The organism is Mesorhizobium sp. M0923 (assembly GCF_040319365.1).
In the GTDB taxonomy this organism is placed as follows: Bacteria; Pseudomonadota; Alphaproteobacteria; order Rhizobiales; family Rhizobiaceae; genus Mesorhizobium.
The window spans coordinates 55,442-81,645 of the sequence record NZ_JAMYNW010000008.1 but is presented as its reverse complement, the minus strand read 5'-3'; the positions used below and the strand labels follow the sequence as shown (position 1 = coordinate 81,645).

General features: G+C 63.0%; 32 protein-coding genes and 1 tRNA gene. 16 read left to right on the top strand and 17 right to left on the bottom strand.

Annotated features, from left to right (window positions below; all coding sequences use genetic code 11):
* Positions 1–12: 12 nt before the first annotated feature.
* From NKH89_RS15700 to NKH89_RS15680, 5 genes are all read right to left on the bottom strand, one after another.
* Entirely contained in the window at positions 13–1,098 is a 1,086-nt protein-coding gene (locus tag NKH89_RS15700) for an ABC transporter ATP-binding protein (RefSeq protein WP_352495828.1), read from the bottom strand.
* Positions 1,099–1,262: 164 nt separating this feature from the next.
* Positions 1,263–1,502, bottom strand: coding sequence for a DUF2188 domain-containing protein (locus tag NKH89_RS15695; RefSeq protein ID WP_023674770.1), 240 nt, complete (start codon positions 1,500–1,502; stop codon positions 1,263–1,265).
* A gap of 28 nt (positions 1,503–1,530) precedes the next feature.
* Complete coding sequence (locus NKH89_RS15690; RefSeq protein WP_352641155.1) at positions 1,531–1,824, bottom strand: DUF982 domain-containing protein; 294 nt, start codon at positions 1,822–1,824, stop codon at positions 1,531–1,533.
* 62 nt (positions 1,825–1,886) lie between these two features.
* Positions 1,887–2,204, bottom strand: coding sequence for an SH3 domain-containing protein (locus NKH89_RS15685; protein WP_023717438.1), 318 nt, complete (start codon positions 2,202–2,204; stop codon positions 1,887–1,889).
* A 112-nt stretch (positions 2,205–2,316) separates the two neighbouring features.
* On the bottom strand, positions 2,317–3,420 hold the full coding sequence (locus NKH89_RS15680; RefSeq protein WP_352790685.1) for an NADH:flavin oxidoreductase/NADH oxidase: 1,104 nt from the start codon (positions 3,418–3,420) through the stop codon (positions 2,317–2,319).
* Positions 3,421–3,573: 153 nt separating this feature from the next.
* Between NKH89_RS15680 and NKH89_RS15675 the strand changes: the two genes are divergently transcribed.
* Complete coding sequence (locus tag NKH89_RS15675; RefSeq protein ID WP_023717440.1) at positions 3,574–4,152, top strand: NUDIX domain-containing protein; 579 nt, start codon at positions 3,574–3,576, stop codon at positions 4,150–4,152.
* 64 nt (positions 4,153–4,216) lie between these two features.
* On the opposite strand, the gene NKH89_RS15670 is transcribed toward NKH89_RS15675, so the two are convergent.
* Positions 4,217–4,302 (bottom strand) — tRNA-Leu (locus tag NKH89_RS15670).
* A 279-nt stretch (positions 4,303–4,581) separates the two neighbouring features.
* On the opposite strand from NKH89_RS15670, the gene NKH89_RS15665 reads away from it, so the two are divergent.
* A complete protein-coding gene (locus NKH89_RS15665) occupies positions 4,582–5,034 on the top strand; it encodes a cupin domain-containing protein (protein ID WP_023717441.1) in 453 nt (150 codons plus the stop codon).
* A gap of 559 nt (positions 5,035–5,593) precedes the next feature.
* Positions 5,594–7,405 (top strand): adenine deaminase, encoded by a 1,812-nt coding sequence (gene ade, locus NKH89_RS15660; protein ID WP_352909280.1) that lies wholly within the window; start codon positions 5,594–5,596, stop codon positions 7,403–7,405.
* 260 nt (positions 7,406–7,665) lie between these two features.
* On the opposite strand, the gene NKH89_RS15655 is transcribed toward ade, so the two are convergent.
* The 3 genes from NKH89_RS15655 to NKH89_RS15645 all read right to left on the bottom strand — a co-directional run bounded on the left by NKH89_RS15655 (position 7,666) and on the right by NKH89_RS15645 (position 11,547).
* Positions 7,666–8,829 (bottom strand): alpha/beta hydrolase, encoded by a 1,164-nt coding sequence (locus NKH89_RS15655; protein ID WP_352495838.1) that lies wholly within the window; start codon positions 8,827–8,829, stop codon positions 7,666–7,668.
* 131 nt (positions 8,830–8,960) lie between these two features.
* The gene (locus tag NKH89_RS15650) at positions 8,961–10,034 is read right to left on the bottom strand and encodes an alpha/beta hydrolase (RefSeq protein WP_352481136.1); all 1,074 of its coding nucleotides are present in this window, start codon (positions 10,032–10,034) and stop codon (positions 8,961–8,963) included.
* A gap of 103 nt (positions 10,035–10,137) precedes the next feature.
* Entirely contained in the window at positions 10,138–11,547 is a 1,410-nt protein-coding gene (locus tag NKH89_RS15645) for a hypothetical protein (RefSeq protein ID WP_352909277.1), read from the bottom strand.
* A gap of 126 nt (positions 11,548–11,673) precedes the next feature.
* Between NKH89_RS15645 and ilvA the strand changes: the two genes are divergently transcribed.
* On the top strand, positions 11,674–12,930 hold the full coding sequence (gene ilvA / locus NKH89_RS15640; RefSeq protein ID WP_352495840.1) for a threonine ammonia-lyase IlvA: 1,257 nt from the start codon (positions 11,674–11,676) through the stop codon (positions 12,928–12,930).
* Positions 12,927–13,499, top strand: coding sequence for a DUF1697 domain-containing protein (locus NKH89_RS15635; RefSeq protein ID WP_352641165.1), 573 nt, complete (start codon positions 12,927–12,929; stop codon positions 13,497–13,499). Before ilvA ends, NKH89_RS15635 begins: the two co-directional genes overlap by 4 nt.
* Before the next feature lie 8 nt (positions 13,500–13,507).
* On the opposite strand, the gene NKH89_RS15630 is transcribed toward NKH89_RS15635, so the two are convergent.
* Both NKH89_RS15630 and gloA read right to left on the bottom strand, forming a co-directional pair.
* The gene (locus NKH89_RS15630; RefSeq protein ID WP_352481132.1) at positions 13,508–13,801 is read right to left on the bottom strand and encodes a DUF2218 domain-containing protein; all 294 of its coding nucleotides are present in this window, start codon (positions 13,799–13,801) and stop codon (positions 13,508–13,510) included.
* Between the two features lie 77 nt (positions 13,802–13,878).
* On the bottom strand, positions 13,879–14,319 hold the full coding sequence (gene gloA / locus NKH89_RS15625; RefSeq protein WP_352481131.1) for a lactoylglutathione lyase: 441 nt from the start codon (positions 14,317–14,319) through the stop codon (positions 13,879–13,881).
* 216 nt (positions 14,320–14,535) lie between these two features.
* On the opposite strand from gloA, the gene NKH89_RS15620 reads away from it, so the two are divergent.
* The 5 genes from NKH89_RS15620 to NKH89_RS15600 all read left to right on the top strand — a co-directional run bounded on the left by NKH89_RS15620 (position 14,536) and on the right by NKH89_RS15600 (position 17,577).
* Positions 14,536–15,132 (top strand): cold-shock protein, encoded by a 597-nt coding sequence (locus tag NKH89_RS15620; RefSeq protein WP_502895906.1) that lies wholly within the window; start codon positions 14,536–14,538, stop codon positions 15,130–15,132.
* A 19-nt stretch (positions 15,133–15,151) separates the two neighbouring features.
* Positions 15,152–15,715 (top strand): DUF192 domain-containing protein, encoded by a 564-nt coding sequence (locus NKH89_RS15615; protein WP_352495841.1) that lies wholly within the window; start codon positions 15,152–15,154, stop codon positions 15,713–15,715.
* A gap of 20 nt (positions 15,716–15,735) precedes the next feature.
* Positions 15,736–16,503, top strand: coding sequence for an alpha/beta fold hydrolase (locus NKH89_RS15610; protein WP_352481128.1), 768 nt, complete (start codon positions 15,736–15,738; stop codon positions 16,501–16,503).
* Positions 16,504–16,637: 134 nt separating this feature from the next.
* The gene (locus tag NKH89_RS15605; protein WP_352495843.1) at positions 16,638–17,009 is read left to right on the top strand and encodes a hypothetical protein; all 372 of its coding nucleotides are present in this window, start codon (positions 16,638–16,640) and stop codon (positions 17,007–17,009) included.
* 67 nt (positions 17,010–17,076) lie between these two features.
* Positions 17,077–17,577, top strand: a complete 501-nt coding sequence (locus tag NKH89_RS15600) for a GNAT family N-acetyltransferase (RefSeq protein ID WP_352495844.1) — start codon at positions 17,077–17,079, stop codon at positions 17,575–17,577.
* Here the strand turns inward: NKH89_RS15600 and NKH89_RS15595 are convergent.
* Complete coding sequence (locus NKH89_RS15595; protein WP_352495845.1) at positions 17,574–18,194, bottom strand: HD domain-containing protein; 621 nt, start codon at positions 18,192–18,194, stop codon at positions 17,574–17,576. The two genes, NKH89_RS15600 and NKH89_RS15595, sit on opposite strands and share 4 nt — an antisense overlap.
* Positions 18,195–18,355: 161 nt before the next feature.
* Between NKH89_RS15595 and cysE the strand changes: the two genes are divergently transcribed.
* Positions 18,356–19,204, top strand: coding sequence for a serine O-acetyltransferase (gene cysE, locus NKH89_RS15590; RefSeq protein WP_023717455.1), 849 nt, complete (start codon positions 18,356–18,358; stop codon positions 19,202–19,204).
* A gap of 213 nt (positions 19,205–19,417) precedes the next feature.
* Entirely contained in the window at positions 19,418–19,621 is a 204-nt protein-coding gene (locus NKH89_RS15585; protein WP_023674799.1) for a DUF3126 family protein, read from the top strand.
* 223 nt (positions 19,622–19,844) lie between these two features.
* Here the strand turns inward: NKH89_RS15585 and NKH89_RS15580 are convergent, their stop codons facing one another.
* Positions 19,845–20,132: a GIY-YIG nuclease family protein gene (locus NKH89_RS15580; protein WP_352481307.1), complete on the bottom strand. Its 288-nt coding sequence runs from the start codon at positions 20,130–20,132 to the stop codon at positions 19,845–19,847.
* Between the two features lie 235 nt (positions 20,133–20,367).
* Positions 20,368–21,099 (bottom strand): hypothetical protein, encoded by a 732-nt coding sequence (locus NKH89_RS15575; RefSeq protein ID WP_352641174.1) that lies wholly within the window; start codon positions 21,097–21,099, stop codon positions 20,368–20,370.
* Between the two features lie 116 nt (positions 21,100–21,215).
* Between NKH89_RS15575 and NKH89_RS15570 the strand changes: the two genes are divergently transcribed.
* Entirely contained in the window at positions 21,216–21,560 is a 345-nt protein-coding gene (locus tag NKH89_RS15570; RefSeq protein WP_352481124.1) for a DUF6949 family protein, read from the top strand.
* 18 nt (positions 21,561–21,578) lie between these two features.
* A complete protein-coding gene (locus NKH89_RS15565; protein ID WP_352909272.1) occupies positions 21,579–22,106 on the top strand; it encodes a gamma carbonic anhydrase family protein in 528 nt (175 codons plus the stop codon).
* Positions 22,107–22,236: 130 nt separating this feature from the next.
* Here NKH89_RS15565 and NKH89_RS15560 read toward each other — a convergent pair whose 3' ends face one another.
* The 3 genes from NKH89_RS15560 to NKH89_RS15550 all read right to left on the bottom strand — a co-directional run bounded on the left by NKH89_RS15560 (position 22,237) and on the right by NKH89_RS15550 (position 24,437).
* Positions 22,237–22,842 (bottom strand): transglutaminase-like cysteine peptidase, encoded by a 606-nt coding sequence (locus NKH89_RS15560; RefSeq protein WP_352484541.1) that lies wholly within the window; start codon positions 22,840–22,842, stop codon positions 22,237–22,239.
* Between the two features lie 222 nt (positions 22,843–23,064).
* The gene (locus NKH89_RS15555; RefSeq protein ID WP_352909270.1) at positions 23,065–23,682 is read right to left on the bottom strand and encodes a PilZ domain-containing protein; all 618 of its coding nucleotides are present in this window, start codon (positions 23,680–23,682) and stop codon (positions 23,065–23,067) included.
* Positions 23,683–23,798: 116 nt separating this feature from the next.
* Positions 23,799–24,437, bottom strand: coding sequence for a PAS domain-containing protein (locus NKH89_RS15550; RefSeq protein WP_023717462.1), 639 nt, complete (start codon positions 24,435–24,437; stop codon positions 23,799–23,801).
* Between the two features lie 392 nt (positions 24,438–24,829).
* Here NKH89_RS15550 and NKH89_RS15545 point away from each other — a divergent pair, with 392 nt between their 5' ends.
* Positions 24,830–25,600, top strand: coding sequence for a rhomboid family intramembrane serine protease (locus NKH89_RS15545; protein WP_023717463.1), 771 nt, complete (start codon positions 24,830–24,832; stop codon positions 25,598–25,600).
* Between the two features lie 100 nt (positions 25,601–25,700).
* Positions 25,701–26,132 carry a CBS domain-containing protein gene (locus NKH89_RS15540; RefSeq protein WP_023717464.1) on the top strand — a complete coding sequence of 144 codons (432 nt, stop codon included), beginning with the start codon at positions 25,701–25,703 and terminating at the stop codon, positions 26,130–26,132.
* Positions 26,133–26,204 lie beyond the last annotated feature (72 nt).

The following is a 26,204-nucleotide window of genomic DNA, read 5'->3' as shown; positions in this document are numbered from 1 at the left end:
GTCCGTGCCGTCCTACTGCTTGATGGGTGTTTCGAACCGCTGTCCGGTTTTGCCGTGAAAGAGATGGATGAGGCCAGGCTCGGCCGTAAGCCAGATGGTTTCGCCCGGCGTGAAGGAATGCCGTTCCCGGAAATTGGCGACGATCTCCTCGCCGCCGGCGGTTCGGCCGATGAGCTGCACTTCGGACCCTGTCGGCTCGACCACCACGACAGTGACCGGAATGCCCTGATTGTCGGATAGCCGCAAATGCTCGGGCCGTATCCCCAGCACGACCGGCTCACCATTGCCGATGGAAAGTGCCGAGGCCAACGGGACCGAAATCCCTCCGGCGCCGCGAAACGACGGCGAGCCGTCGCTTACGATCTCGCCCCTCAGCATGTTCATGGCGGGCGAGCCGATGAAGCTGGCGACAAAAAGATTGTTCGGCCGGTCGTAGAGTTCGAGCGGCGGCCCGATCTGCTCGACGATACCGTCGTGCATGACGACGATCTTGTCGGCCATGGTCATCGCCTCGATCTGGTCGTGGGTGACGTAAACCGTCGTCGTCTTCAGGCGCTGGTGCAGTTCCTTGATCTCGGCGCGCATCTGCACCCGGAGCTTGGCATCGAGATTGGAGAGCGGCTCGTCGAACAGGAAGACCTGCGGATCGCGCACGATCGCGCGGCCCATGGCGACGCGCTGGCGCTGGCCGCCGGAAAGCTGGCGCGGATACCGGTCGAGCAGCGGCACCAGTCCCAGGATTTCGGCCGCGCGCCGCACGCCGGCATCGCTCTCCGTCTTGGGAACGCCCTTGAGCATCAGCGAGAACGCCATGTTCTCGGCGACCGTCATATGCGGGTAGAGCGCATAGTTCTGGAAAACCATGGCGACGTCGCGCTCTTTTGGCGCAACGTTGTTGACGATACGTTTGCCGATCGCGATCTGGCCGCGCGAGATCTTTTCCAGGCCGGCGATCATCCTGAGCAGGGTCGACTTTCCGCAACCCGAAGGACCGACCAACGTGACGAACTCGCCGTCGTTTATATCGACGCTGACCCCGTGCAGGACCTCGACGGTCCCAAATGACTTGTAGACATCGCCGATTGCGACAGACGCCATCGATCTCCTCCCGACTGATTCCTGCAACGACTTCGAAGGAAACCGCTTTCTTGCCTGGCCCGCGACAGCGCCCAGGCTCCTCCCCGGTCACGCGCGATGTGAGACGGTAGCGCTACCAAACCGACCTGTAAAGCACGCCGGCATCACCTGGATATCGACACACCCTAATCCGAAACCTCGGTCTGCGGCCGGTCGCGGCCGTCGGCGAGCTCGTCGTGCCATTTGCCGTCGGCGTCCTCGTACTGGATGCCGTCGGTGTTGCCGGCGACCTGCTGTTCGGCGGAAGCGATCTCGGCGGCGCGCAACGCGTCCTGATGGGTGGGGAACGTTTCGGAGAATGTCGAGCCGACCTTGTAGGCCCAGCCTCCGTCATGCTCGACGATCTTGTAGGTCAGTTTCGCCATGAAACCCTCCGGTTGAAAGCCCGTTGCCTCAATGCAGCCTATCGTCGGCCAGTCTGTCGTTTGGCAGCCTGTCGTCCGTAACCAGCACGTCCGATTCCCTGGCGGCTTCGATCAGTGCCCGGCGTGCATCGGCCGTCGAACGATAACCTTCCAGCACTTTTAGGCAAGTGTCGAGGGCATCACGATGACGCGGCCCGCGATTGAGTGGCCAGACCGTCATCAGGCACTCCGCCGCCTCCTGGGCGCTGCGGATATGCCGATATTTGCCGACATGGCCGAGTTCGACCACGACCGGCTTTTCAAATGGCTTGCTGTCCATCATCGCCGCCAACGCGGAGCGGCCGATTTGGTTGCAACAGCTATTTTAGCTCAGGCGAAAATACCTCAATAGCCGCAGTCGTTGCGCAGCCAGCGCGCATTCGCCCAGCCGGCGCGGCCGCCGAAATCGACCTGGTACCAGTTTCCGCGACGGTCAAAGATCTCGGTTTGGTCGCCGTTGAACAATTGCCCGATCATGCGCGACGACGAGTTCGGCCGGGCCCGAACGGCGAGAAAGCCGCTTCCGGTTGCCAGATTGTAGTGCCTGGAAAGACCGTGCACCGTGCCTTCGCAATATTGCGCCCCGGCCGGCGTCGATGTGGCAAACGACAGCCCGGCCAAAACCGCGGCAGCAGCCGCAATGGAAATCCCCCTGAACGACATGTCTCTGCTCCCCCAACCTGCCGCGCCCAGCCGCGGCCCTCGCCACTCTACACCGGCAGAGGATCAAAGCGAAGCTATGGTTCCCTGTCCAGCGAGGTGAGAACCCGCCCCGTCAGTTCGCCGCCTTCATCCAATGCTGCATCGTCGTCACCGAGCGGGCAAGCTGCGGCGCCGGGTGGATTTTTTCGCCGAAGGTGGCCGCGGCGCGCCAGCCCCAGCGCGGATCGGCAAGGAAGGCGCGCGCCAGCGCCACCATGTCGGCGCGCCCGTCGGCGACGATCGCCTCGGCCTGTTTCGGATCGTCGATCAGGCCCACGGCCCGCGTCGCGATGCCGGCGCCCTTGCGCACCGCTTCGGCCAAATGAACCTGGTAGCCGGGCCCGGACGGCAGCTTCTGCAACGGCGAATTGCCGCCGCTCGAGCAGCAGAGATAGGCGACGCCGACTTCCTTCAGCGCTTTTGCCACTTCGATCGCATCCTCGACGTCGAAGCTGCCATCGACCCATTCCTTGATCGACAGGCGCGCGCCCAGCATCAGCCTGGGCACGGCCTGCTTCACCGCCTTGGCGATCTCGACGGCGAAACGCATGCGGTTTTCCAGCGAGCCGCCCCAGCGGTCGGTGCGCTGGTTGGAGAGCGGCGACAGGAACTGGAAGATCAGATAGCCATGCGCGGCATGCAGCTCGATGAAGTCGAAGCCGGCGCGCTCGGCCCGCCGTGCCGCTTCTGCGAAGCGTTCGATGATTTGCAGGATCTCGTCGTCCTCCAGCGCCTGCGGCACCTGCCAGCCGGTGTCGTAGGCGATCGCCGAGGCCGATACGATCGGCCACGGGTCCTGATCGGCGCTGAGCGGTCCGCCGCCCTCCCAGGGTTTGCGGTTGGAGGCCTTGCGGCCGGCATGGGCAAGCTGCGTGCCGAATTTCGTGCCCGGTGCGGCGACACGCTTGGCTGCATCCAGGGTGCGCCGCGCCGCCGCCTCATTGTCCTCGGAGTAGAGGCCGAGGCAGCCATGCGAGATGCGGCCGCGCCGTTCGACATCGGTCATCTCGACGGTGACCATGCCGGCGCCCGACATCGCCAGGTTCATCCAGTGATAGAGATGCCAATCGCTGGCCGAGCCGTCCTCGGCCGAATACTGGCACATCGGCGCGACCGCGATGCGGTTGGGGAAGGTCAGGCCGTCGAGGGTGATCGGCTGGAAAAGCGATGAGGTCATAAAAAACTCCGGGAAGGGTTGCCGCTATTTATGCAGCCGATTGTGCCAGCGCCAGACACGAGACGGTGAACCGGTGCTCTGGACCAATAGCTGGCCGGATTGCACGAACGGGCGTTCGCGGCTACGCCTTGCCGCGGCAGCAGGGAGTCCACCATGGAAGATCGCATTCGCATCCGCTCGGAGGAAGTCCTTTCCGACGAATGGGCGGTTTTGAAAAAGACCGTCTTCGACTACCGCCGGCGCGACGGCAAATGGGAAACGCACACCCGCCAGACCTACGATCGCGGCGACGGCGCGGTGATCCTGCCTTTCGATCCGGAGCGCTCGACGGTGCTTCTGGTGCGGCAGTTCCGCTACCCGGCCTACGTAACCGGCCACAAGGAGCCGCTGATCGAGGCCTGTGCCGGCCTGCTCGACGAAGACGATCCCGAAACCTGCATCCGCAAGGAGGCCGAGGAGGAACTCGGCTACCGCCTGAAGGACGTGCAGCGGTTGTTTTCACCCTATATGAGCCCCGGCAGCGTGACCGAGCGGCTCTGGTTCTTCGTCGCCCGCTATTCGCCCGCCGACCGCATTTCCGACGGCGGCGGCGCCCACGACGAAGGCGAGGACATCGAGGTTTTGGAAATGCCGCTCGACGAGGCACTTGCCGGCATCCACGACGGTCGGATCATCGACGCCAAGACCATTATGCTGATCCAGCATTTGAAGCTGAACCCGATTGGGGTGTGAGGGGCCCAGAACTGGGTCGAGCGCCCGGTCTCCAGTTACGGAGACTATCAAACGAGACCAAATCTGGTGCGGACGACGGGAATCGAACCCGTACGATCAGAGATCGAGGGATTTTAAGTCCCTTGCGTCTACCAATTCCGCCACGTCCGCAGGCCAGCCCTTTTCAGCCGCCAGCCAAAGGCCGTCAAGCCGTCTTCTGCCGTCGACAAATCTGGCACTGGAAGCTAGCGAGGCCGATCACCTACAGTGATACAAACAAAATCGTTTCACCTGGAAATGTTTTTAGCGGCAGCTTCCGCGGCTACCGCGAATGCGCGTCCCCCGTTCGCAGGATGCGTTCGGGCGCTCTGCCCTGGTAAGGCTCGAAGTGGCAAGTGGATCGGCGCTCCGATACTCGACGCCATCCTCTACAAACACTGGGAGATTGTCATGCTCAAGCTTGCCTCTGCCCTGGCACTGCTGCTTGTTGGGACGGCGCCTCTGTTTGCCGATGAGATGCCGATGAACGCCAAAGACATCAAATGGGGTCCTGCTCCTGCTGCCATTCCCGCTGGGGCGGAAATGGCTGTTGTCGCGGGAGATCCCTCAAAGGACGGCGCCTTTGTGCTGCGGTTGAAGACACCCGCCGGCTACAAAATTGCCGCACATAATCATCCCACCACGGAATACGTAACGGTGCTTTCCGGCAACTTCCATGTTGGAATGGGCGATAAGTTCGACGAGGCGAAAGGCGTCGAACTGACTGCTGGCGGCTTCGGCGTCGCGCCGGCCGGAATGAATCACTTCGCCTGGACGACAAGCGAAACGATCATCCAGGTTCATGGCGAGGGGCCATTCAAGATCACCTACGTCAACCCGGCAGACGATCCGAGCAAGAAGTGACAGTTCGCGATCGAATTGATTGAACCGGCCGAAGGCTCGAACGATGGAGTGCGTCAAACTCCGCGAGCGTCGATTCAGAAGGATCCTCTAACGAGACGAAGGCTGATTGGCCGCAACGGAATCGTATTCCGCCTGGGCCATTTGCCATGAATGGCGCAATAACAAAAAAACCCGCCTCGGGAGGACGGGTCGTTGGAGCCAATTGGCACCATACCCAAATTAGTAGCATAGCTGCCGGCACAAAGCAAGAACAAAGTTGCTGCGGCCGGCACAAAATGCCCTTGGCGATTGGCGAAAGCCATGGCGCATCGATCTCCCTCCTTGAGGGGGAGATGGCAAGTTGTGGCAAGAGGGCAGGCCAGGGGGGTCGTCGCGCGTCGAGCGCCAGCCTGTTTTGTTCGCGGTAAAGGTTCGCGTCAGGATGTCCCGACCCCCTCTGTCGCCTTCGGCGACATCTCCCCCTCAAGGGGGGAGATCTGCAACTTCGCCGTCCGCGCTTACTTCCTCGCTGGTCAAAATCCTCGCGGCTTGGCACAGTCGGGCAAAGAGGAGCCTGTTGATGCCGAAGACCGCCAATGCGACGAAACCAAAACCTTGGGCCGAGATGGCGACGCATCTGGTCGATGTCGCTATGGGCCGCAAACCCGCCGATCTCGTCATCCGCAACGGGCGCTGGGTCAACGTTCATTCGGGCGAGATCATCGCCGGCACCGACATCGCCATTGCCGGCGGCCGCTTTGCCTATTGCGGGCCGAATGCCGGCCATGCCATCGGTCAGGGCACCAAGGTGGTCGATGCCGGCGGCCGCTATCTGGTGCCGGGGCTTTGCGACGCGCATATGCATGTCGAGAGCGGCATGGTGACGGTGACGGAATTCTGCCGCGCGGTGATCCCGCACGGCACCACCTCGATGTTCATCGATCCGCATGAGATCGCCAATGTGCTCGGCCTGCCGGGCGTGCGGCTGATGCATGACGAGGCCGTCGCCATGCCGGTCAACGTGCTCGTGCAGATGCCGTCCTGCGTGCCGTCAGCACCGGGGCTGGAGCATGCCGGCGCCGAGCTGACCGTTGCCGACGTCGCCGAGGCGATGACCTGGGAAAACATCATCGGGCTCGGCGAGGTGATGAATTTTCCGGGCGTCGCCGCCAACGATCCGGTGATGTCGGGCGAGATCGCGGCGACGGTGAGGGCCGGCAAGACCGTCGGCGGGCATTATGCCTCGCGCGATCTCGGCCTGCCGTTCCACGGCTATGTCGCCGGCGGCCCCGAGGACGATCACGAAGGCACGCGCGCCGAGGATGCCATCGCCCGCGTCCGCCAGGGCATGAAGGCAATGCTGCGGCTGGGCTCGGCCTGGTATGACGTCGCCTCGCAGATCAAGGCGGTGACGGAGAGCGGGCTCGACCCGCGCAACTTCATCCTGTGCACCGACGATAGCCATTCCGGCACGCTGGTGCACGAAGGCCATATGGACCGGGTCGTCCGCCATGCCATCAGCCAGGGATTAAAGCCGGTGACGGCGATCCAGATGGCGACGCTCAACACCGCTCAGCATTTCAGGCTGGAGCGCGAGATCGGCTCGATCGCGCCGGGACGGCTCGCCGATCTGCTGATCGTCTCCGACCTGGCCGAAATGACCATCGACGAAGTCTATGGCCGCGGCGTCAGGCTGGCCAAGGGCGGCAAGCTCGAAGTCGACATTCCGGCCTATAATTATCCGCGGACGGCGAAGAACACCGTCAAGCTCGGCAAGAAGCTCAAAGCCGGCGATTTCGACATCGCGGCACCCAAGGGCGCCAACGAGGTGCGGGTGCGCGTCATCGGCGTCATCGAGAACCAGGCGCCGACGCGGGCGCTGGAGGCCGATCTTGCGGTGGAGGACGGGCTGGTCGCCATGGACCGCCGCAACGATGTCTGCCAGATCGCGCTGGTCGAGCGCCACAAGGGCACGGGCGGCGTCACCAACGCCTTCGTCTCCGGCTTCGGCTATATCGGCGACTGCGCCATGGCGTCGAGCGTGGCGCATGATGCCCACCACATCATCGTCGTCGGCACCAACAAGCAGGACATGGCCCTGGCCGTCAACCGGCTGGGCGAGGTCGGCGGCGGCGTCGTGCTGTTTTCCAAGGGCAAGGAACTGGCGCTGGTCGAAATGCCGATCGCCGGGCTGATGTCCAACGAGCGGGCGGAAATCGTCGCCGCCAAGGCGGACCAGCTCAGCGACGCGATGCGCCAGATGGGCTGCTCGCTGAATAACGCCTACATGCAGCACTCGCTGCTGGCGTTGGTCGTTATCCCCGAGCTCAGGATTTCCGACGTCGGCCTGATCGACGTGACGACGTTCCGGAAGGTTGATCTGTTCGTTTAGGGTTGCTGCGGTGTGGAAACCTTTTGATGCGGCGGGACAGCGCCCCCCTCTGTCCTGCCGGACATCTCCCCCACGAGGGGGGAGATCGGCAGCTTCGCCGCCGGCTCGTTCAGCAACGTTGGCGATTGGCAAAAGCCGAGGTGGCGGCCAATCTCCCCCCAAGTGGGGGAGATGTCCGGCAGGACAGAGGGGGGCGCGAAGGATCGCTGCCGTGCGCTTTGTTCCGAACTGACGTCAACAGTGACCGCTCAGCGGCCGCCTCACCCGCCGGTGGCGATGGTCAGCACCTTGAACGGCGTGGTGATGACGATCTCGGCGACCGATCCGACGGCCTTGCCGAGGCCCTGTCCGAGATTGTCGAGCTGGGCCGGCGCGGTCTCTTCGGAGGCGAGGCCGGCCGGGGCGCGCAGGCGGTCGCCGAGCAACTGCACCAGGAACGGGTTGTCGGCGAATTTGGCGTGGTTCAGCCGGTCGCCGCCCTTGGTCTTGGTCAGGTCGACCACCGAGACGCCATAGCTGGCGAGGTCGGCTGCATCGCCATAGTCGCCGACGCGCGGCTTGTCGCCGGAGATCAGGGTCGACAGCCTGAGCGCCCGGTCGTCGCCCGAAAGCAGCACGGCGAACGGCTTGTCTGGCTTGCCGTAGCGGATCATCTGCTTCTTGAACACGTCGACGTCGATGTCGGGTGAAGCCAGGATGACGTAGCCGAGCTTGCCGCCGAGGTCGCGGTCGCCGGTGATGGCAAGCTGGCGCAACGCTTCCATGGTCACCCAGGTCCCCATCGAATGGGCAATGATGTCGATGCTCTTGGCGCGGCTCTTGGCAAGCATGCGCAGCGTCGCTTCGAGATCGTCGCGCGCCGCATTGGCGCTTTCCTTGTCGTAGATGTAGCCGGTCGTCTTGCCGCTCGACGCCCACGAAAACAGCACCGGGGTGCCCGGGTATTTGGTGTCGTGCGCGATCTGCGTCAGCCGGTAGATGCCGTCGTCGAAGCCGTTGTTGAAGCCGTGCACGAAAACCAGCGCGCGGTCGCCGCGCATGGCGATGTCGGCGCCGACCGCCTTGGCGAATTGCGGCGCGCCTTCGTAGAAGGTGACGCCGGTCGCCGTGAAATCCTTCGCCGGATTGCTGTTGGCCGAGCCCTTGACCCGTTCGATGGCGCCGACCTGGTGGACCTTGGGAACGGTCACCTCGACGCTGGCAAAGCTGGTGGTCGGCGAGCGGTCTCCGTCGAACACCTGCCGGGGCTCTTTCGTTGCCTTTTGCCGGGTTGTGGCGACGAAGATCTTATGCGTCGCCGCGATATCGGCAGCAGGCACCGTGATCGTCGTCTTGTTGAGCAGATCGTGCGTGTTCTGGCCGGCGCAGCCTGCCAGCGCGAGCGCGAACGCAACGACGAGAAAGATCTTCGAAGGCACGGTCACGCGGGCTCCCGCAAAGGCGACGTCGAGCCGGAGACGTCTTGGCCTATTCGATAGAGGCAGAGGCCGGCACGGTCCAGTTCAAACTGTTCCGATGGTGCGGCATGGTCAACAATCACTGCCGCGCAATGCAGCTATTGTCCGACCGAGGCGATGCGGTCGGTCACCTCGCGGTCGCTGGCAAACCCGTCATCCTCGCGCAGCTTCTGGCCGATCAACTGCACCAATTCCGGGTTGTCGGCGAATTTGGTGTGATTGAAGCGGTCGACGCCCTTGACGCTGGAGAGATCGACGACCGACACGCCATAGCTGGCGAGGTCGGCGGCGTCCTTGTAGTCGCCGACCCGGGGCCGTGCGCCGGCGATCAGGCCGGACAGCCTGAGCGCCCGGTCATCGTCGGAGAGCAGCAGGATGAACGGCTTGTCCGGCTTGCCGTAGCGGCGCATTTGGCTCTTGAACACGTCGACGTCGATGTCGGGCGAGGCCAGCACGACGTCGCCGAGCTTGCCGCCGAGATCGCGGTCGCCGGTGATGGCGAGCTGGCGCAGCGCCTCCATGGTGACCCAGGTCCCCAGCGAATGGGCGACGATGTCGATGCGCCGCGCGCCGGTCTGCGCCAGCATTCTCAGCGTCACTTCCAGCTGGTCGCGGGCAACGCTGGCGCTTTCCTTGTCGTAGACATAGTCGGTGGTCTTGGCGCCCGACGCCCAGGAAAACAGCACCGGCGTGCCGGGATAGCCGGAATCATGGGTGATCTGGGTGACGCGATAGACCGCGGCGTCGAAGCCGGTGTTGTAGCCGTGGACGAAGACCATGACGCGGCCGCCGCGCGCCGCGATGTCGGCGCTGAGCGCACTGGAGAATTTCGGCTGGGTGTCGTAGCCGACGACCTCGGAAGCCATGAAGTATTTGGCCGGATCGTCCGACTTGCCGCGCGAGCGCCGCTCGATCTGGCCTGTCTTGTGGATGCCGGGGACGGTGACGTTGACGCGGGCATAGTTCAGCGTCGCCGAGCGCTCGCCGTCGAAGACCTTGTTGGGATCGTCGGAGCGCTTGCGCGTGGTGGCGATGAAGATCGAGTGGTTGCCGGCGATTTCCGTCACCGGCACCGCCATCATGGCGCTGCCGAGCAGTTCCTCGGTTTGGCGGCCGCCGCAGCCGGCGAGCAGCGCGGCAAGGACAATGATGCAAATCGTCTTCAAGGGCACTTAAGCAATTCCACTCCGGCCTAACCAAAGGCCCATCCACCTCCGCCGCATCTCCCGGACAGCCGAAGTGCGGCGGAAGTAAGTCGCAGGCGCCGAAATGCGCTCAGCGCCGCTCGACTGCCATCGCACTGTTGCGCGAAAGCCAGAACGGCGGCAGGAAGGCCGGAATGTTGGAAAAGGGCAGCACTTCCGGCTTCAGCCTTATGCCGAGCACGTCGGTCATGAAGGCGCGGCGCGCCTCGATGCGGTGCCAGGCTTCGGGATAGCGCGCGGCGATCTCTTCGCGCAGCGCCTCGTCAGCCAGCGCGATGCCGTCCTCGATGTTGGTGGTGAAATAATCGGTGCCGGTCGCCGGGATGATGTCGACCTGCAAGGCCATGCCCGACTTCAATCTGATGTCGGAGCCGGAAAATACCGGCGAATGCATCCATTCGTCGATATGGATGAGATGGCCGGGATTGAGGGACACGCCAAAGAACGGAGCGCCGATGCGGTCGTGCACCGCTTGCCACAACGCGCCGCCGGGAACGCCGATGCCGACCGTCTCGTACCAGTCGACGACGGCACAGAAATAGGGCGCGACCAGCTTCTCGACATAGTCCTGGATGCCCCTTGGAAGCTCGGCCGCGTCCTCGACCAGAAAACCGGCGCGGGCATTTAGCGAGCCCTGGATGCCGTACGCCACGGTGATGGGGTCGCCGCGCTCGATGACGTCAAGACGCGGGCTCGGCAGGCCATAGGCCGCACGCCTGCCGGCCGACAGCATCGGATGACAGCATTGCGGCAGGCCGTTGATGCCCATCAGCCGCGCCGCCTGCAATTCGGTCATGCCGGGTTCGATGCCTTGCAGGACATTGCGCAGGCCTTGCGAGGAATAGGTCGCGGCGAATTCGAATGCGGCCAGCTGGTCGGCCTCGTTGATGGCGCGCAGGCCGTCGGCAGGGTTCATCAAAAGGTTCGCCGCGTTGACGATCACGCCCCCCGTTACGGCATTCTTGTCGCCGGCAAGGCTGCGCAAGGTGTCGGCGATGAAGGACGGCAGGTCGAGCGTCGTTTCGCCAAAACCGGCATCGCCGGGGCCGAACGGCTTCCAGCCGATGGCGCCGATGCGCTGGCCGGCCTTCAGGCCGCAATCGACGAGGATGTCGGCCAGCGCTTGCGAGCGGTCGCGCGGCTGCGCCGGCAGCGAAAACGTCTGGTAGAGCACGCGCTCGTACGGCCCGTCGCAGATTTCGGCATAGCCCCAGCCCTCATTGCCGACCAGCAGTTTCGGCGACTTGCCGGGAACGATGACCAGCAGCGTCTCCTCGAAGCGCGGATCGTAGCCGCAGAGATAGGCGACATTGGCCGCATGTTCGCGGTCGCCATAGACGACCAATGCATCGAACCCGCCGCGCGCGACCAGTGCCGCGATGCGGGCCTCATAGGTGGCGCGCGTAACCAGCGGCATCACCGTCGGCTCGCCGAACTCCGGCAGCGACACGGTTTTCCGGGCCACCGATGCGACAGGCATGAACAGACGCTCCTAACGGCCAACGAGGTTTTGGGAACACCCTTTCGGGTGGCCGGACAATGGCTTCGCGAGGCCGGATATGCAATAGCGGGACCGAATTCGGCTAGCCTGTGGGGTGCTCTTGCCATGACCAGTTTCTCCTCTCGCGTCGCTGCCGCCGCTGCCGCGATCCGCGAGATCTTTCCGGAAACGCCGCTGCAGGAAAACGACTACCTGTCGAAGAAGACCGGCGCGCGGGTGCTGCTGAAGCGCGAGGACCTGACGCCGGTGCGCTCCTACAAGATCCGCGGCGCCTTCAACTTCTTCCGCAAGACGCTGGCCGCCGGCAACAATGCCGAGCTGTTTGTCTGCGCTTCGGCCGGCAATCATGCGCAGGGCTTTGCCTTCGTCTGCCGTCATTTCGGCAAAAAGGGCGTCGTCTTCATGCCGGTGACGACGCCGCAGCAGAAGATCGACAAGACGCGGCTGTTCGGCGGCGAATTCGTCGAGATCAGGCTGGTCGGCGATTTCTTCGACGACTGCTATCGCGCCGCACTCGAATTCACCGAAACTGCCGGCGCCCACATGGTGCCCCCGTTCGACCATAAGGACATCATCGAAGGACAAGCGACCGTCGCCTACGAGATATCAGGCCAGATGCCCGGGGCGCGCATGGCTGATATCGTCATGCTGCCCGTCGGCGGCGGTGGCCTGGCCGCCGGCGTCACCCATTATTTCGCCGACCAGCAGCGTGAAACACGCTTCGTCTTTTGCGAGCCGGCTGGCGCCCCGAGCCTGAGCGAGAGCCTCGCCGCCGGAAAGCGGGTCAAGCTCGCCAAGGTCGACAATTTCGTCGACGGCGCGGCGGTGGCCGAGATCGGCCGCGAGCCGCTGCGCCACCTCAGGGAGTTTGCCGCCGACGCAGTGCGGCTGATTCCGGAAAATCGGCTCTGCGCGACCATGATCGAAATGCTCAATGTCGAAGGCGTCGTGCTGGAGCCGGCCGGCGCGCTGGCGATCGACGCGCTGAAAGATTTTCCCAAAAAGGAAATCAGGGGCAAGACCATCGTTGCCGTCGTGTCCGGCGGCAATTTCGATTTCGAGCGGCTGCCGGATGTGAAGGAACGGGCGCTGCGCTTCGAGGGCTTGAAGAAATACTTCATCATCCGTTTTCCGCAGCGGCCCGGCGCGTTGCGCGATTTCCTCGAATTGCTTGGCCCCGACGACGACATCGCCCGCTTCGAATATCTGAAGAAATCGGCGCGCAATTTCGGTTCGGTGCTGATCGGCATCGAAACCAAGGACCGCCGCAATTTCGACCTGCTCAAGGCGAATTTCGACGCCGAGAGCGTCCACTATCAGGACATTACCGACAACGAGACGCTCGCCGGGTTCATCATATGAGCGGCAACGATCTTCCGAGCACTCAGGGAAAGGTTTTTGTCGCGCTGTTTTCCGGCATCAACGTCGGCGGCAATCGCATCGTCAAAATGGCAGAACTCAGGTCATTCTTCGAGGAGCTCGGTTTCTCAGATATCGCCACCTATGTGCAGAGCGGCAACGCCGTCTTCCGGTCGCCAGATGGCGATGCGGCGATGCTGACCAGGCGGTTGGAAGCGGAATTCGAAAAGAAATGGAGATTCCACTCGCGCATCATGGTGCGCGATCTCGGCTGGCTCGAGCGGCTGGCGGCGGAAAATCCCTATCCGGAAGTCGCGGGCGAGCCGACCAAGCTGCACGCCTATGCGCTGGAGCGCCAGCCGACCGCCGACGAGTTCGCCCGGCTGGCGGAAAAATGCACTGGGCCCGAACGCTTCGAGATCAAGGGCGACGTGCTTTACCTGCATGCGCCCGACGGGCTCGGCAAATCGGTCTTTGCCAATCTCATCCCGCGCGTTCTGAAGGTGCCCGGCACGGCGCGCAATTGGCGCACCGTGCTGATGCTGCTGGAGATGGCCAAGGCCGGCGGTTGATAGGTCGTCTACGCGGCCGGAGCGCGTTTCCAGTCGAATGCCAGCTCTTCGCGGAAGGCGAAGCGCTTGATGTGGTCGGCGACGACCGTTTCCAGGCGCTCGAGCGAGGCGGCCTCGTCGGTCGTCACCGCAATATGCAGCGCCGTCGGGTCGGCATCGAGAATAGTGCGGCCGAGCGTCAGATCGATGCTGCCGTGGTTCGGGTCGAATTCGACCGGGAATTTGTGCGCCCAATGTTTGCACAGCTGCTGCAGATAGCGGCTGGCATGTTCGGTGGCGACGTCGACATGGCTGGTCGGCATGAATGAATTCTCCTTGGGAATGCGGACGCGAAACCGAACCAGGGCCAGGCGACGTCCGCTCAAGATAGCGTGATCGGTTACCAGCTTCCGGTGTTCGGCATCGACGCCCAGGGCTCGGCCTTCGGCTTTGCCGGGCCTTTCTGCAACAGCTCGATCGAGATGCCGTCCGGCGATTTGACGAACGCCATGTTGCCGTCGCGCGGCGGCCGGTTGATGGTGACGCCATTGTCCATCAGCCGCTGGCAGGTGGCGTAGATGTCGTCGACCTCATAGGCGAGATGGCCGAAATTGCGGCCGCCCTTGTAGTCTTCCGGATCCCAATTGTAGGTCAGCTCGACCAGCGGCGCTTTCTCGCTGATGCCGCTTTGCTCGTCTTGGGGCGCGGCGAGGAAGATCAGCGTGTAGCGGCCCTGCTCGCTTTCGTGGCGGCGCACTTCCTTCAGGCCAAGCTTGTTGCAGTAGAAATCGAGCGAAGCATCGATGTCGGCGACGCGGACCATGGTATGCAGATAGCGCATGGATTTCCTCCGTATGTTGCGTTGCGGCGCAACATAGGGGCGGCCCGGCCAAAGGGCAATTGGCCACGCTTGCCGGCGCCGGCAAACGACAAATCCGCTATTCCTGTATGGAACCGTGAAAAAAGGCACGTCAGGTCTTGCACACACCGGAAGCCGCGGTGTTAATCTGGCGTCAAGAATCAGTTGCGGTGTTTCTTGAAAAAAGGGGGCGTTCTTATGGGGGAAAAGGCCTCTTTCATGGGGCGGGACGGGGCCGGTAGCGATGCGTTGAAGCGGGATGAGAGCGCCGATACGGCCGATCTCGTCGAAATCGCCGGCGCCATCAAATGGTTCGACGTGGCCAAGGGCTACGGTTTCATCCTTCCCGATGATGGTTCTTCGGGCGACATCCTCCTCCATGTGACATGCCTTCGAAAGGACGGTTTTCAGACCGCCCTGGAAGGCGCCCGCGTTGTCTGCCTGGTCAAGCAGGGCGAGCGCGGGCTGCAGGCTTTCCGCGTGCTCTCGATGGATGTCACCACGGCGGTGCATCCGGCAGAGCTGCAGGAGCAGCGCACCCATGTCGCGGTGACGCCGGAAAGCGGCCTCGAACGGGCGCTGGTGAAATGGTTCAACCGCACCAAGGGGTTCGGCTTTCTGACCCGGGGCGAGGGCACCGAGGACATTTTCGTCCACATGGAGACGCTGCGCCGCTACGGCATCACCGAACTCCGTCCGGGCCAGGTGGTGCTGGTCCGCTTCGGACGCGGCGACAAAGGCCTTATGGCTGCCGAAATTCACCCCGATATGGGTACCTTGCCGGTCTCGCATTAGTTCCGGCCGAGGATTTCATATGGCTCACAGGAACCGGCTGACGGCGGGCGCGCTCTGCGCCGGGATTTTCCTCATCGTCGCCACAAGCGCCTTCTTCTATTTTCAGCAACCGAGTTCGGCCGACGGCAAGGCGATGATCCTTCCGGTCGACCCGGCGCCGCTGGTCGCGGTGACGAAGGCCGGCGAGCGTTCTTTTTCCGTCGAAATCGCCGACACGCCCGCCGAGCGCGAGGCCGGCCTGATGTTCCGCCGCCACATGGCCGACAATCACGGAATGCTGTTCGTCTTCGGTGCGCCGCAGGATGTGAGTTTCTGGATGAAGAACACGCCGCTGCGGCTCGACCTGATCTTCGTCGGCCAGGACGGCCGAATCCGGGCGATCAAGCAAGGCGAGCCGCAGTCGGAGGCGATCATCTCGCCGGACGAACCGGTGCGCTTCGTGCTCGAGCTCAAGGCAGGAACCGCCGCCAAAAAGGGCATCAAGGACGGCGACCTGCTGCGCCATCCGGCCATCGGCACGGCGGCGGGGCCAGCCATGCCGCCGCCCGACAAGGGCGATGCGCCGAATGTCGATTCCGACTGAACGGGCAGGATCTTCGGCCGATGCAGTTCTTCTCCCATGACGGTTTCGAGCTTGCTTTCCTTGACCGCCAGCCAGCATCGGGGCAGGGCGATCCGGTGCTGATGATCCACGGCTTTGCGTCGAGCCACTACGTCAACTGGGTGTCGCCCGGCTGGTTCAAGACGCTGAACGATGCCGGCTACCGTGCGATCGCCTTCGACAATCGCGGCCATGGCTCGTCGTCGAAAAGCTATGACGAAGCAGACTACACGCCGGCAAAAATGGCGTCCGACGCGGCAGCGCTTTTGAACCATCTCGGCATCGAACGCGCCCATGTCATGGGTTATTCGATGGGCGCGCGCATATCGGCCTTCCTGGCGCTCTCCGAGCCGGACAAGGTGGCGACGCTGGTCTTCGGCGGTCTCGGCATCGGCATGGTCGACGGCGTCGGCGACTGGGATCCGATAGCCGACGCCCTCTTGGCCGAGGATCCCGCAGGCACCAGCGACCCGCGCGGCCGCTCGTTCCGCGCCTTCGCCGACCAGACCCGCAGCGATCGCCGGGCGCTCGCCGCCTGCATCGCCACGTCGCGCGAATTGCTGAGCGAGGCCGACATTGCCCGCATTGCCCAGCCGACCTTGATTGCGGTGGGAACCAAGGACGACATCGGCGGCTCGCCGGATGAACTCGCTGCCTTGATGCCGAACGCCAGGGCATTTCATATCGAAGGCCGCGACCACATGCTGGCGGTCGGCGACAAATCCTTCAAGCAGCGTGTGCTGGAGTTTTATGGGGAGCATCCGCTTTGATGGACGGCTCCCAAAGCGGCCATAGGGCCTGAAGCTGGGTTCTTAGCGGTTTTGCAACGATACAGCAGTAAATAAGCGCGACTTGTGGATCGGTTCAAACCCGCCACGCGCTGAACGAGGGCAGGGGGGGTACGATGGCACAATGGGGAAGAAGCGACGCCGCTTTGCCGGGCGTCGTTGCGAAAAGCAGGTTCGGCGAATGGTCCGTTGTTCTAGCGGTGGCCGCATTGGCGACAGGGGCGATTGCGATCACCGCGTTGATAGCAATGCCGAGCGACGCCTCCCCACTGCTCCAGAACAGTGCGACGGGCTTCTTCGCTGCGGTATTTTTTATGGCCGGCCCTTTGGCACATCTTATCGGCGTGGTCTTCGGCTTGATGGCCGTGGGGCGCCCAGACGACAATCGTGTGCTCGGCCTGGCTGGCATCGTGGTCAATGGCGCGTCGCTTGCGGCCGGGGGGTTCATGCTGTGGGCAATGGCATCGACTTTTGGCGCATTCACCTGATCTCGACAAGCCTCCGGCAGGCAAGCGACCGACGCGACCCCTCAGCTTCAAATCTGCGCGAGTTGCCATGGTCGATCTTGTCGTCACCTATCTGGAGATGACCGAGCCGCCGTCCAGCGGCGGCTTTGCCGCACCCGCACCGGGCGCGGCGGTGATGCGCGAAACGCTTGGCGTCGCTGATTACATCAGCCTCTACCGCGCCGTTGGCGAGCCTGTGCAATGGGATCAGCGGCTGCGCATGCCCTTGGGCGACCTTGAGCGCCTTCTCGCCAGCCCGTCGACGCATATCCATGTCCTGCGCGTCGATGGCGAAGCAGCCGGCCTGTGCGAATTCACGGGCGTCGGCCAGCCGGTTGTCGAATTGGCCCATTTCGGGGTCGTTCCGGCTCTTCAGGGCCGCAAGCTTGGGCCATACCTGCTCGACCGGGCGCTGCGCGCCGTCTGGTCGCATGAACCTGAAAGGGTCTGGCTGCACACCGACACTCACGATCATCCGGGCGCGCGATCTGTCTACGGGCGAGCCGGTTTCAAGGCCTATGCGCAGCGCATGGAGACGTTTCCGGATTAGGATTTGTCTGGGCTGAGGTTATCGCCAAGCGCCCTGAGCGAGCGCGCCATGTTTTGCCGGGCCTGGGTTTCGAAGCGCCGGCGGAATTCCTCGCTATGGAAGATATGCGGACGCGCGAGGAAGCCCTTTAGGACAGCGGCACGGCCGGCCCGCCACATCGGCTCATCGACCCACTGATATTCGCGGCGAACCGCCTGTTCGTAAGCGTCGAACACGTCAGGCGCAGCACCCAGGATCGCCAGGTCCATGTCGAGGAACAGCGCCGCGTCACGAACGGAATGCTGGTCGCCAAGGGACGGCAATTCGTGGCCGGCGGTGGCAGTGATCATCGCCGCGATGCGACGGATGCGTTGTGCATCGGCGCGGCCGGCGAGCTTTGTCTCGGCAAGTGCGGCACTCCTCGCCTCATTGTCCTTGGCGCGGCCGTCGTAGATCGCGTCGTGGAACCAGATCGCCGCTTCGACTGCTTCAGGATCATGCAGCAATGCCTTGTAATCGTTGGCTAGCGCCAGCATCGCCTCGATGTGGCCAAGGTCGTGGTAGTGGCGATCCGCGGCGTCATACAGCGCGGAAAGCTCGCGCTTCAGGGTCTCGTCCATCAAGGTTGCGTTTTCCATGGCTGCTTGAAATTCCGCCAACCAAATCCATTTGACGAAGCACTAAGGAAAATTGAGTTCACCCGTGCTATGATCTGGCTTATAGGTGCGGCCGGAGAATAGGCAAGCCGCCAAGCCGAGACATTGGATGGCCTGAGACATTGGATGGCCGGAGACATCAGATGAACAGCGTTACGATTTCCCGTCCCACCAGGGTGCAGCCGGTAGATCCGATCTGGCGTTCGATCCGCGATGAAGCAATGGAAGCGGTCAACCGCGATCCGCTGCTGGCGGCGTTCCTCTATTCGACCATCCTCAATCAGGAAAACCTGGAAGAAGCGGTTATCCACCGGTTGGCCGAGCGCCTCGCTCACCAGGACATCGGCTCCGACCTCATCCGCCAGACATTCAAGGCGATGGCGGCCGACGACAAGGACTGGTCGACGACGGTGCGCGTCGACATCCAGGCCTATTACGACCGCGATCCGGCCTGCGACCGCTTCATCATGCCGGTGCTCTACTTCAAGGGTTTTCATGCCATCCAGACGCACCGGCTGGCGCATTGGCTGTGGAACCAGGGCCGCCAGGATTTCGCGCTGTATTTGCAGAGCCGATCGTCCTCGGTGTTCCAGACCGACATCAATCCGGCCGCCCGCATCGGCAAGGGCATCTTCCTCGACCACGCCACCGGCCTCGTCGTCGGCCAGACGGCGGTGATCGAGGACGACGTGTCGATCCTGCACGGCGTCACGCTGGGCGGCACCGGCAAGGCCGGCGGCGACCGTCATCCCAAGATCCGCTATGGCGTGCTGATTGGCGCCGGCGCCAAGATCCTCGGCAACATCGAGATCGGCCATTGCTCCAAGATCGCGGCCGGCTCGGTGGTGCTGTCGCCGGTGCCGCACAACAAGACGGTTGCCGGCGTGCCGGCCCGCGTCGTCGGCGAGACCGGCTGCGACCAGCCTTCGCGGCAGATGGACCAGCTGTTGCCGTCGCAGACGATGGACCACGTCGTCAGCTTCGACATCTGAGCGCTCGAGCAGGGGGCTGAATTCCTGCCCTCTATGCCGGCTTGCCTTTACATGGCCATTGTCGACGTGCCAGAAGCGCGCTCACCAATGCATGTCGCCCAATAGTGCCCAGCTGTTTTGGGATAGCGACATGCATGAAGCAAGATTTAAAGCGCGTCGCATCGATCTCTTCAGACGCGACGCACTTGAGCAAGCGACGATCGGAGAAGACTGTTGAAGCCGGACGAAATCAGAAAGCTGGACGCCTATTTCAAACGCACCTTCCAGAACCCCAAACTCGAAGTGAAGGCGCGGCCGCGCAAGGAAGATTCGGCCGAGGTCTATGTCGGCGACGAGTTCCTCGGCATCGTCTTCAAGGACGAGGATGACGGCGACTATAATTTCTCGATGGCGATCCTCGATATCGATCTGGCCTGAGCCGGGAATTTGGTGCTGGCCGGACCTGCTTGTTGCAGGCGGGACCGCCTGATGGCGGAGCGCAAACCTCGGAGACTGGCTGGAGCATCCCTCCCTTCGTCATCCCAGGGCGGAGGAAGGAGCGAAGCGACGCGGCGCAGACCCTGGGAGCCATGCCGTTACCTCGCGGCAGTGCTCCGCTCTGACCAGAATCGAATGCTTCTTGGCACCGGCTGGGCGTCCTCTACCAACCAGTCCCGCGAAACAGTTCGAACCACTCTGGATTGGTCTTCTCGATCAGCTCGATCTTCCACCGGCGTGGCCAGCGCTTCAGCGACTTCTCGCGCTGGATGGCGTCGCGAATGTCGAAATGTTCCTCGTACCAGACCAGACGCTGTACGCCGTAGCGGCTGGTGAAGCGTGAGCCTTCGCCAGATTTGTGCTCCGGCATGCGGCGGCCGAGGTCGTTGGTGACACCGATGTAGATCGTGCCGCGCTTCTGGCTTGCAGTCATGTAGGCATAGCCCGTCATGGCTGAAGGGTAGTAGGCATTGTTGCGGATGCAAGCACCGTTCTGAGCCGCTGCATTCTTCGACTGGCGTAACGGCATGGATCCTAGGGTCTCCGCGACGTCGCTTCGCTCCTGCTCCGCCCTAGGATGACGAAGGCGTGGTGGGCCTACAGCCAATCGCAAACCCTGGAGATTGGTAGCCCGATTGGCGGGGCTCCAGCCCACAGCCCTTCAGGGTCGGTCGAAGGATCAAGCCCTACCGCCCTGTCTTCAGCACGCGCGCTGCCTCGCCAGAAATCGCCGCGTCGAGCGCCTGCCAGTCGCCCAGGAATTCCCGGGGGAAGCGGTAGGTAAGGCTGAGATTGTCGCCGACCAGGATGTCGCGTTCGCAGGGCGCCAGCGATTCGTCCGCGCTCGGGCCGCTCAGGCAGCGGGCAACGAACGGATCCTTGCCGGGGCGGTTTGCGACCGCCAGCACTTCGTTGAGATAGCCTGATTTTTCGCTGAAAGCGTAAAGTGTGGTGCCGCCAGGGCCGGGCGTACCCGGCTTGGCGATCAGCGCGCTGTAGATCGGCGCAAAGCGGCCGCTCATGTCGCGCGACATCATCTGCGGCTCGAACGACAGGAAAATGATGTCCTTGCTGGGTCCGGTGTGGTTGAAGTCGTTGCGGGCAACCTCGCTGTAGCCGTCCAGCTCGGGATAGCGCAAATAGAGGTCGAGCCGCGAGGCGATGCCGTCGCGCCGGGCCTGGGCAAAGCGAATGACATTGGCCGGCACGGCGATGATGTTGTTGCCGATGACGACCTTGTGGACCGTGGTGTCGTCGGTGTACCCGGCCATGGCGATCGAGCGGCCGAACCATTTGCCGCCAAGGCTGATCGCCACCGAAAGCAGCGCCAGCGTCGCGAACGCATAAAACACCCGCTTCATCAGCGTCGAATCGACGACGCTGAGTTGCGGGCCCTCTGTGGCGGCTGCCTGCTTCATCGCGATCCTCGTTGCCGTCCCATCGGTGTGCCTGAACGGCACACTCGGCGCGGCACGGCTCTTGCTACGCAGCTTTGCAGGCGACTGTGCGATTTCATGGTAAACGGAGGGTAAAGATGAGCCCGGTCGAACAAATCATATTCAGTTTTATGGCTGGGCTGACGGCTTGCGGCCTGGCCGGATCGGCGATGGAACTGGTCGCCGGCCGCAAGCTTGCCTTCGTCCAGCCCTATGTATCGTCGAAGCACATGCTGCGCTCGCTCGCCGCGACGGCTTGCGCCGGGCCGCTGATGTTCGTCAACGAGGCGCTGGACGCCTGGCGCGAGCGTCGCATCTCGGTGCTGGGGCTGATCTCCTGCGGCTGTACGGCGACCGTCTGGGCGCTGGCGCTGGGCATGGTGGTGATCGCCATTGCGTCGTGGGCGGCTTCGCTTCTAGGGTCTGGCACCTTGTCGGTGTGAGACAATCTGGAGACAGCGATGCCGATCTACGCGATTGACGGAAAAGCGCCCACCTTCGAGGACGCCGACAGCAACTGGATCGCGCCCGACGCCACGCTGATCGGCAATATCAGGATCGGCCGCAACGCCGGCTTCTGGTTCGGCGGCGTCGCCCGCGGCGACGACGAGCCGATCGTCATCGGCGCCGACACCAACGTGCAGGAGCATACCATCATGCACACCGACGCCGGCTTTCCGCTAACCGTCGGCCAAGGCTGCACGATCGGCCACCGTGCCTTGCTGCATGGCTGCACGATCGGCGACAACAGCCTGATCGGCATGGGCGCCATCGTGCTGAACGGCGCGAAGATCGGTAACAACTCGCTGGTCGGGGCTGGTGCACTGGTCACCGAAGGCAAGCAATTCCCCGACAATTCGCTGATCGTCGGCTCGCCCGCGCGCGTCGTCAGGACGCTCGACGAGACAGCAATCGCGAGGCTACGCGCCTCGGCCGCGCATTATGTCGCCAATGGGAGGCGGTTCAGGGCGGGGCTGAAGAAGGTCTAGCGCCAGGCAGTGAAGGCCGCCTATCGCAAGCCCAGAAATGGTGGAGCCGGCCCGGGGACGGGGCCGGCTCCTAAACCCGGTCGTTGGGGACGGGGAGGGTGGGGACTCGACCGGGTTTTCCGTCGCGTCCTCAGCGGACGCTGGCGACCGCGTCGGAGCGGCCGTCGTTGATCGTTACCCAGGCGCCGGAATTGCGGTCGGACTGGCGCTTCAGGTAGGTGTAACTGGTCTTGGTCCAGGACAGCACCTTGGGCTGGAGATTGTCGAGGATGAACTCTCCAAGGCTGGTGCGCACGGTCAGCACCGCATGGCCGTCGCCGTTGCGCTGGCGCACCACCGTCATCAGCAGATCGCCGGCCGGCACGCCCATGCTCATCAGTTCGCGGCGCTTTTCCAGCGCATAGTCCTCGCAGTCGCCGAAGCCTTTGGGAAACGACCAGACTTCTTCCTTGCCCCACATTTCCATGTCGGTGCGCGGCGCCACTTTGCTGTTGACCGAATTGTTGATCTTGACGATCGTTGCCCACAGCTTGCGGGTGAGCTCGACCGGTGCCCGGTTCGGCGTCCTCTGATTGCATTCCTGCGGAAGCTGCTGGCACAATTCGTAGTGACCGACCGGCTGCGTGGTGCGACCGCCGGTGTGCATGAAGGCCGGCTCCGCCGCGTTTGCAGTCCCCCAGCCGAAAAGCTGCATCGCTATTGCCGCCAGCAACAGCTTGCCCCTCGTCTTTTTCATTATTCAGTCTCCCCGTTTGAGGAGACAATGACACGGCTGGATTTATTTGACGCAAAAGCGCGAAGTAGACATTAAGTAAAACGCCAGTAGAATAAACATAAAATTGGATGCAATTGAGTATAGAATTATTTAAGGATTCTAGCCGGGTGCATTCCCATGCTTCGTCGCACCGTTCGAACAGCTAGGATGGCGATCCTTCGCGATGGTGCTAAAACTTTCGCGTCAGCCGCGCGGCGAGCTGAATTCGGTGTCGAGCGTTTCCGGCCGCTGGATGACGGCGAACTCGATGGCGACGCCATCTTCGAAATGGCGAACAACCTGGCCGCGCATGGTGCCCAGCGTCACCTGGACGCCGATGGCCGGCTTGACGTCGATCTCGATCGCGGCGCCCGACAGCGACAGATCGATGATGCGGCACTGGTACTGCCGTCCGTCAGCAAGTTGCAGCACGCTCGTCGGGTTGCGCGGTGCCACGCGTTCATGGCGGCGGTCTTCCGGCAGGTCGAGCTCGTGCTTATTGGCAAGCCAGGTCAGTTGCGCGGCGAGCTTGTCCCTCTTGCGGTCCGACGCGATGACGGTCATCGCAAAGCCATCCTGCAAAGTGCGGGTGATGACGCCTTCGATGCGGCCGATGTGATCGATGTAGGCAATGACCTTTTCACCCGGCAGGCCGGCGCGCTCGGTGCGCAGTGCGACGTTGCCGGGCGACATGTCGACCACCTGGCAGGGATGTTCGGTGCGGTCTTCCAGCATGAAACGTCCGTAAATCTTCACGCGGACGCGCTGAAAGTTACGCCTTTCAGCTTGGGACGGCGCATGGTCGACCGCCGCTGACCTCATGACTGCCATACCCCGTTCGGCATTCCGCGCATGGATGCGGGGAATTTCAGCGGAAAACTACAACAAAGCAGGTTAACAAAGGGGAAAGCCCGGCACTGTTGCTTTAAGCTTTGGCATCATTCTTCGCGTCCGCCGTCGAAGACGACCAGGTGACGGATGCGACGGGCCTGGCCGAGCGCCGAAATCGTCTCGGGCGGGTCGAATTCCGATGGGGCGAGCGAGGGAACTTCGATCGCCGGGCGGTTCTTCAGGAACATCGGCTCCTTGTCGGGATCGACGACACGGATCGAATCGATCAACGCGTCGAGAACCGGGTCGGCGCCCAGCCAGAAGGGCTTTTCAACGGCGCTTATCACGCCGAGGCAACGCGGACTCTCGACACCGCCGTCGAGCGGCAGTGCGAGCAGCTCGAACCTGTTGGAACGGCCGTTGCGGCTGAAACCCTCATAGGTGATGAGCACCACCGATTTCAGGTCGAAGACGCCATCGGTCAGCTTCGAGATCAGCCGCTGGTCCTTCTCGCGCCACAGCGAAGGGAATGAAAACCCCTTGAGTTCACGGCCATAGACTGCGCAAAGCCTGGTGCCGGCCAGCCGGAACACCGCTTCGCCGCGCGTGTCCTTTTCCAGGATGAACGTGTCGGCCAGCAGCGACTTGATGTCGGCCGGTTCGACTTCCGAGCGCTTCGGGGCAGGGCGTCCGTCACGCAATCGGTTCCAATAATGGAACAGCGTGATCGATCCGGTCTGGTTCATGCTAATGCTGCTCCGCGCATTCTGTCTTCTGATGTCCCATCGGTGAACAGAAGGGCGCCCTCCGAAGACCTACATGCGTTGCGGAGCAGGATGCGTGCCAGCATCGTTAATACTTGTTCACGGGTCGGGGCGGTTAAGGTTAACAACTGGTTTACGTTGCGCGCCGGCCAGGCCTGTGGCACACCAAAACCACTCCAGAAGCGGTCGTTTTGCGACGATCGGCAGCACTTCAGTCAAGAGTTCAGGGGGAGCAAGGGGGCTCGACCAGCCGTTCAAGGGAAACCTTGGACGGCTTCTTTTTTGATTCGGAGCTGCTGATTCGCCGTTTGTGATTCGGTTGGCCGTGATCTACATGCTCGCGAAGTCCAATCCAGCGACTGAGTGCAAGCCATATGAGCGACCCAGAAAGCCCACCGGAGATCGAGCAGGGCGAGAGTGGGCCTGCCGCCCGCGAACCGGAGCAACGCCGTGAACCGGTGTTCAACCTGCCGCCCGTGGTGCTGGCGGTGATCGGCATCTGCGTCGCCGTCCATCTGATCCGGGTCTATTGGCTGACCGACGACCAGGACTTCGAACTGCTTGTCCGGGCAGCCTTTGTGCCGATCCGCTATTCCGGCCGCTTCGACTTGGATTTCTTCGCGTTTTCAAGCCCTTTTACCTATGCCTTTCTGCATGGCGGTTTTGCCCATCTTGCCATCAACATGGTGTGGCTCGCGGCCTTCGGCTCACCGCTGGCCAACCGCTTCGGCGCGTTGCGCTTCAGCCTGTTCTTCGCCGCGACCGGACTGGCGGCGGTGGCGCTGTTCTGGGCCATGCATCCGCTTGGCGAAGCGCCGCTGGTCGGCGCCTCCGGCGCGATTTCCGGCATGATGGGTGCGGCGGCGCGCTATGGCTTCCGCATCGACCGCTCGTCGGGCAAGGCCGCCTTCGCCGGCCAGCCTTTGCCGATGGCGGCGGTGCTGCGCTCGCGCGGCGTCGTCACCTTTCTCGCCATGTGGATGGTGATCAACCTGGCGACCGGCCTCTTCGGCCTGGCGCCCGGCATTGACGGCCAGATCGCCTGGGAAGCCCATATTGGCGGCTTTCTTGCCGGCTTCTTCGGCCTGCGGTTCTTCGATCGGCGAGAGCAGGCGCTCCAACAGGCGGACGAGCCGGACACCTGAGACCTCCGCACTTGAAATGAAACCGATCGCGGCGCACCATGTTCATACTAGGGAAAGCCGGCCAAGGCAGGAGCCGGCAGGAAATGCAGAGGAGGACGTCATGACTGTTAAGGCAATTCTCGAGGCAAAAGGCCACGACGTGGTGACGCTCGGGCCGAACGAAAAGCTCAGCGAAGCCATCCGCATGCTTTCCGAACACAGGATCGGCGCGCTGGTCATCACCAACGGCGATCACAAGATCGTCGGCATTCTTTCCGAGCGCGATGTGGTGCGGGTTCTTGCCAAGGAGGGGGCGGCGGCGCTCGACCTTGCCATCCGCTCGGCGATGACGCCCAAGGTGAAGATCTGCAATGAGAACCACACCGTCAACGAGGTCATGGAGATCATGACCAAGGGCCGCTTCCGCCATCTGCCGGTGGAAAAGAACGGGCTGCTCGACGGCATCGTGTCGATCGGCGACGTGGTCAAGCGGCGCATCGAGGACGTCGAGCGCGAGGCCGAGGAAATCAGGGCCTATATCGCCACGGCATAGGTGAGGGCGGCCGGGTTGCCGGCCATTGAATTTTTTCAAGCTGCTATAGCAGTCCATCGCGGCAGGTGCGGG

Excerpts from the sequence above, each read along its gene's own strand:
- NKH89_RS15700 (WP_352495828.1), bottom strand. The coding sequence starts at position 1,098 with ATGGCGTCTGTCGCAATCGGCGATGTCTACAAGTCATTTGGGACCGTC.
- NKH89_RS15695 (WP_023674770.1), bottom strand. The coding sequence starts at position 1,502 with ATGGCGAAACTGACCTACAAGATCGTCGAGCATGACGGAGGCTGGGCC.
- NKH89_RS15690 (WP_352641155.1), bottom strand. The coding sequence starts at position 1,824 with ATGATGGACAGCAAGCCATTTGAAAAGCCGGTCGTGGTCGAACTCGGC.
- NKH89_RS15685 (WP_023717438.1), bottom strand. The coding sequence starts at position 2,204 with ATGTCGTTCAGGGGGATTTCCATTGCGGCTGCTGCCGCGGTTTTGGCC.
- NKH89_RS15680 (WP_352790685.1), bottom strand. The coding sequence starts at position 3,420 with ATGACCTCATCGCTTTTCCAGCCGATCACCCTCGACGGCCTGACCTTC.
- NKH89_RS15675 (WP_023717440.1), top strand. The coding sequence starts at position 3,574 with ATGGAAGATCGCATTCGCATCCGCTCGGAGGAAGTCCTTTCCGACGAA.
- NKH89_RS15665 (WP_023717441.1), top strand. The coding sequence starts at position 4,582 with ATGCTCAAGCTTGCCTCTGCCCTGGCACTGCTGCTTGTTGGGACGGCG.
- ade (WP_352909280.1), top strand. The coding sequence starts at position 5,594 with ATGCCGAAGACCGCCAATGCGACGAAACCAAAACCTTGGGCCGAGATG.
- NKH89_RS15645 (WP_352909277.1), bottom strand. The coding sequence starts at position 11,547 with ATGCCTGTCGCATCGGTGGCCCGGAAAACCGTGTCGCTGCCGGAGTTC.
- ilvA (WP_352495840.1), top strand. The coding sequence starts at position 11,674 with ATGACCAGTTTCTCCTCTCGCGTCGCTGCCGCCGCTGCCGCGATCCGC.
- NKH89_RS15635 (WP_352641165.1), top strand. The coding sequence starts at position 12,927 with ATGAGCGGCAACGATCTTCCGAGCACTCAGGGAAAGGTTTTTGTCGCG.
- NKH89_RS15630 (WP_352481132.1), bottom strand. The coding sequence starts at position 13,801 with ATGCCGACCAGCCATGTCGACGTCGCCACCGAACATGCCAGCCGCTAT.
- gloA (WP_352481131.1), bottom strand. The coding sequence starts at position 14,319 with ATGCGCTATCTGCATACCATGGTCCGCGTCGCCGACATCGATGCTTCG.
- NKH89_RS15620 (WP_502895906.1), top strand. The coding sequence starts at position 14,536 with ATGGGGGAAAAGGCCTCTTTCATGGGGCGGGACGGGGCCGGTAGCGAT.
- NKH89_RS15615 (WP_352495841.1), top strand. The coding sequence starts at position 15,152 with ATGGCTCACAGGAACCGGCTGACGGCGGGCGCGCTCTGCGCCGGGATT.
- NKH89_RS15610 (WP_352481128.1), top strand. The coding sequence starts at position 15,736 with ATGCAGTTCTTCTCCCATGACGGTTTCGAGCTTGCTTTCCTTGACCGC.
- NKH89_RS15605 (WP_352495843.1), top strand. The coding sequence starts at position 16,638 with ATGGCACAATGGGGAAGAAGCGACGCCGCTTTGCCGGGCGTCGTTGCG.
- NKH89_RS15600 (WP_352495844.1), top strand. The coding sequence starts at position 17,077 with ATGGTCGATCTTGTCGTCACCTATCTGGAGATGACCGAGCCGCCGTCC.
- NKH89_RS15595 (WP_352495845.1), bottom strand. The coding sequence starts at position 18,194 with ATGGAAAACGCAACCTTGATGGACGAGACCCTGAAGCGCGAGCTTTCC.
- cysE (WP_023717455.1), top strand. The coding sequence starts at position 18,356 with ATGAACAGCGTTACGATTTCCCGTCCCACCAGGGTGCAGCCGGTAGAT.
- NKH89_RS15580 (WP_352481307.1), bottom strand. The coding sequence starts at position 20,132 with ATGACGGGCTATGCCTACATGACTGCAAGCCAGAAGCGCGGCACGATC.
- NKH89_RS15575 (WP_352641174.1), bottom strand. The coding sequence starts at position 21,099 with ATGAAGCAGGCAGCCGCCACAGAGGGCCCGCAACTCAGCGTCGTCGAT.
- NKH89_RS15570 (WP_352481124.1), top strand. The coding sequence starts at position 21,216 with ATGAGCCCGGTCGAACAAATCATATTCAGTTTTATGGCTGGGCTGACG.
- NKH89_RS15565 (WP_352909272.1), top strand. The coding sequence starts at position 21,579 with ATGCCGATCTACGCGATTGACGGAAAAGCGCCCACCTTCGAGGACGCC.
- NKH89_RS15560 (WP_352484541.1), bottom strand. The coding sequence starts at position 22,842 with ATGAAAAAGACGAGGGGCAAGCTGTTGCTGGCGGCAATAGCGATGCAG.
- NKH89_RS15555 (WP_352909270.1), bottom strand. The coding sequence starts at position 23,682 with ATGAGGTCAGCGGCGGTCGACCATGCGCCGTCCCAAGCTGAAAGGCGT.
- NKH89_RS15550 (WP_023717462.1), bottom strand. The coding sequence starts at position 24,437 with ATGAACCAGACCGGATCGATCACGCTGTTCCATTATTGGAACCGATTG.
- NKH89_RS15545 (WP_023717463.1), top strand. The coding sequence starts at position 24,830 with ATGAGCGACCCAGAAAGCCCACCGGAGATCGAGCAGGGCGAGAGTGGG.
- NKH89_RS15540 (WP_023717464.1), top strand. The coding sequence starts at position 25,701 with ATGACTGTTAAGGCAATTCTCGAGGCAAAAGGCCACGACGTGGTGACG.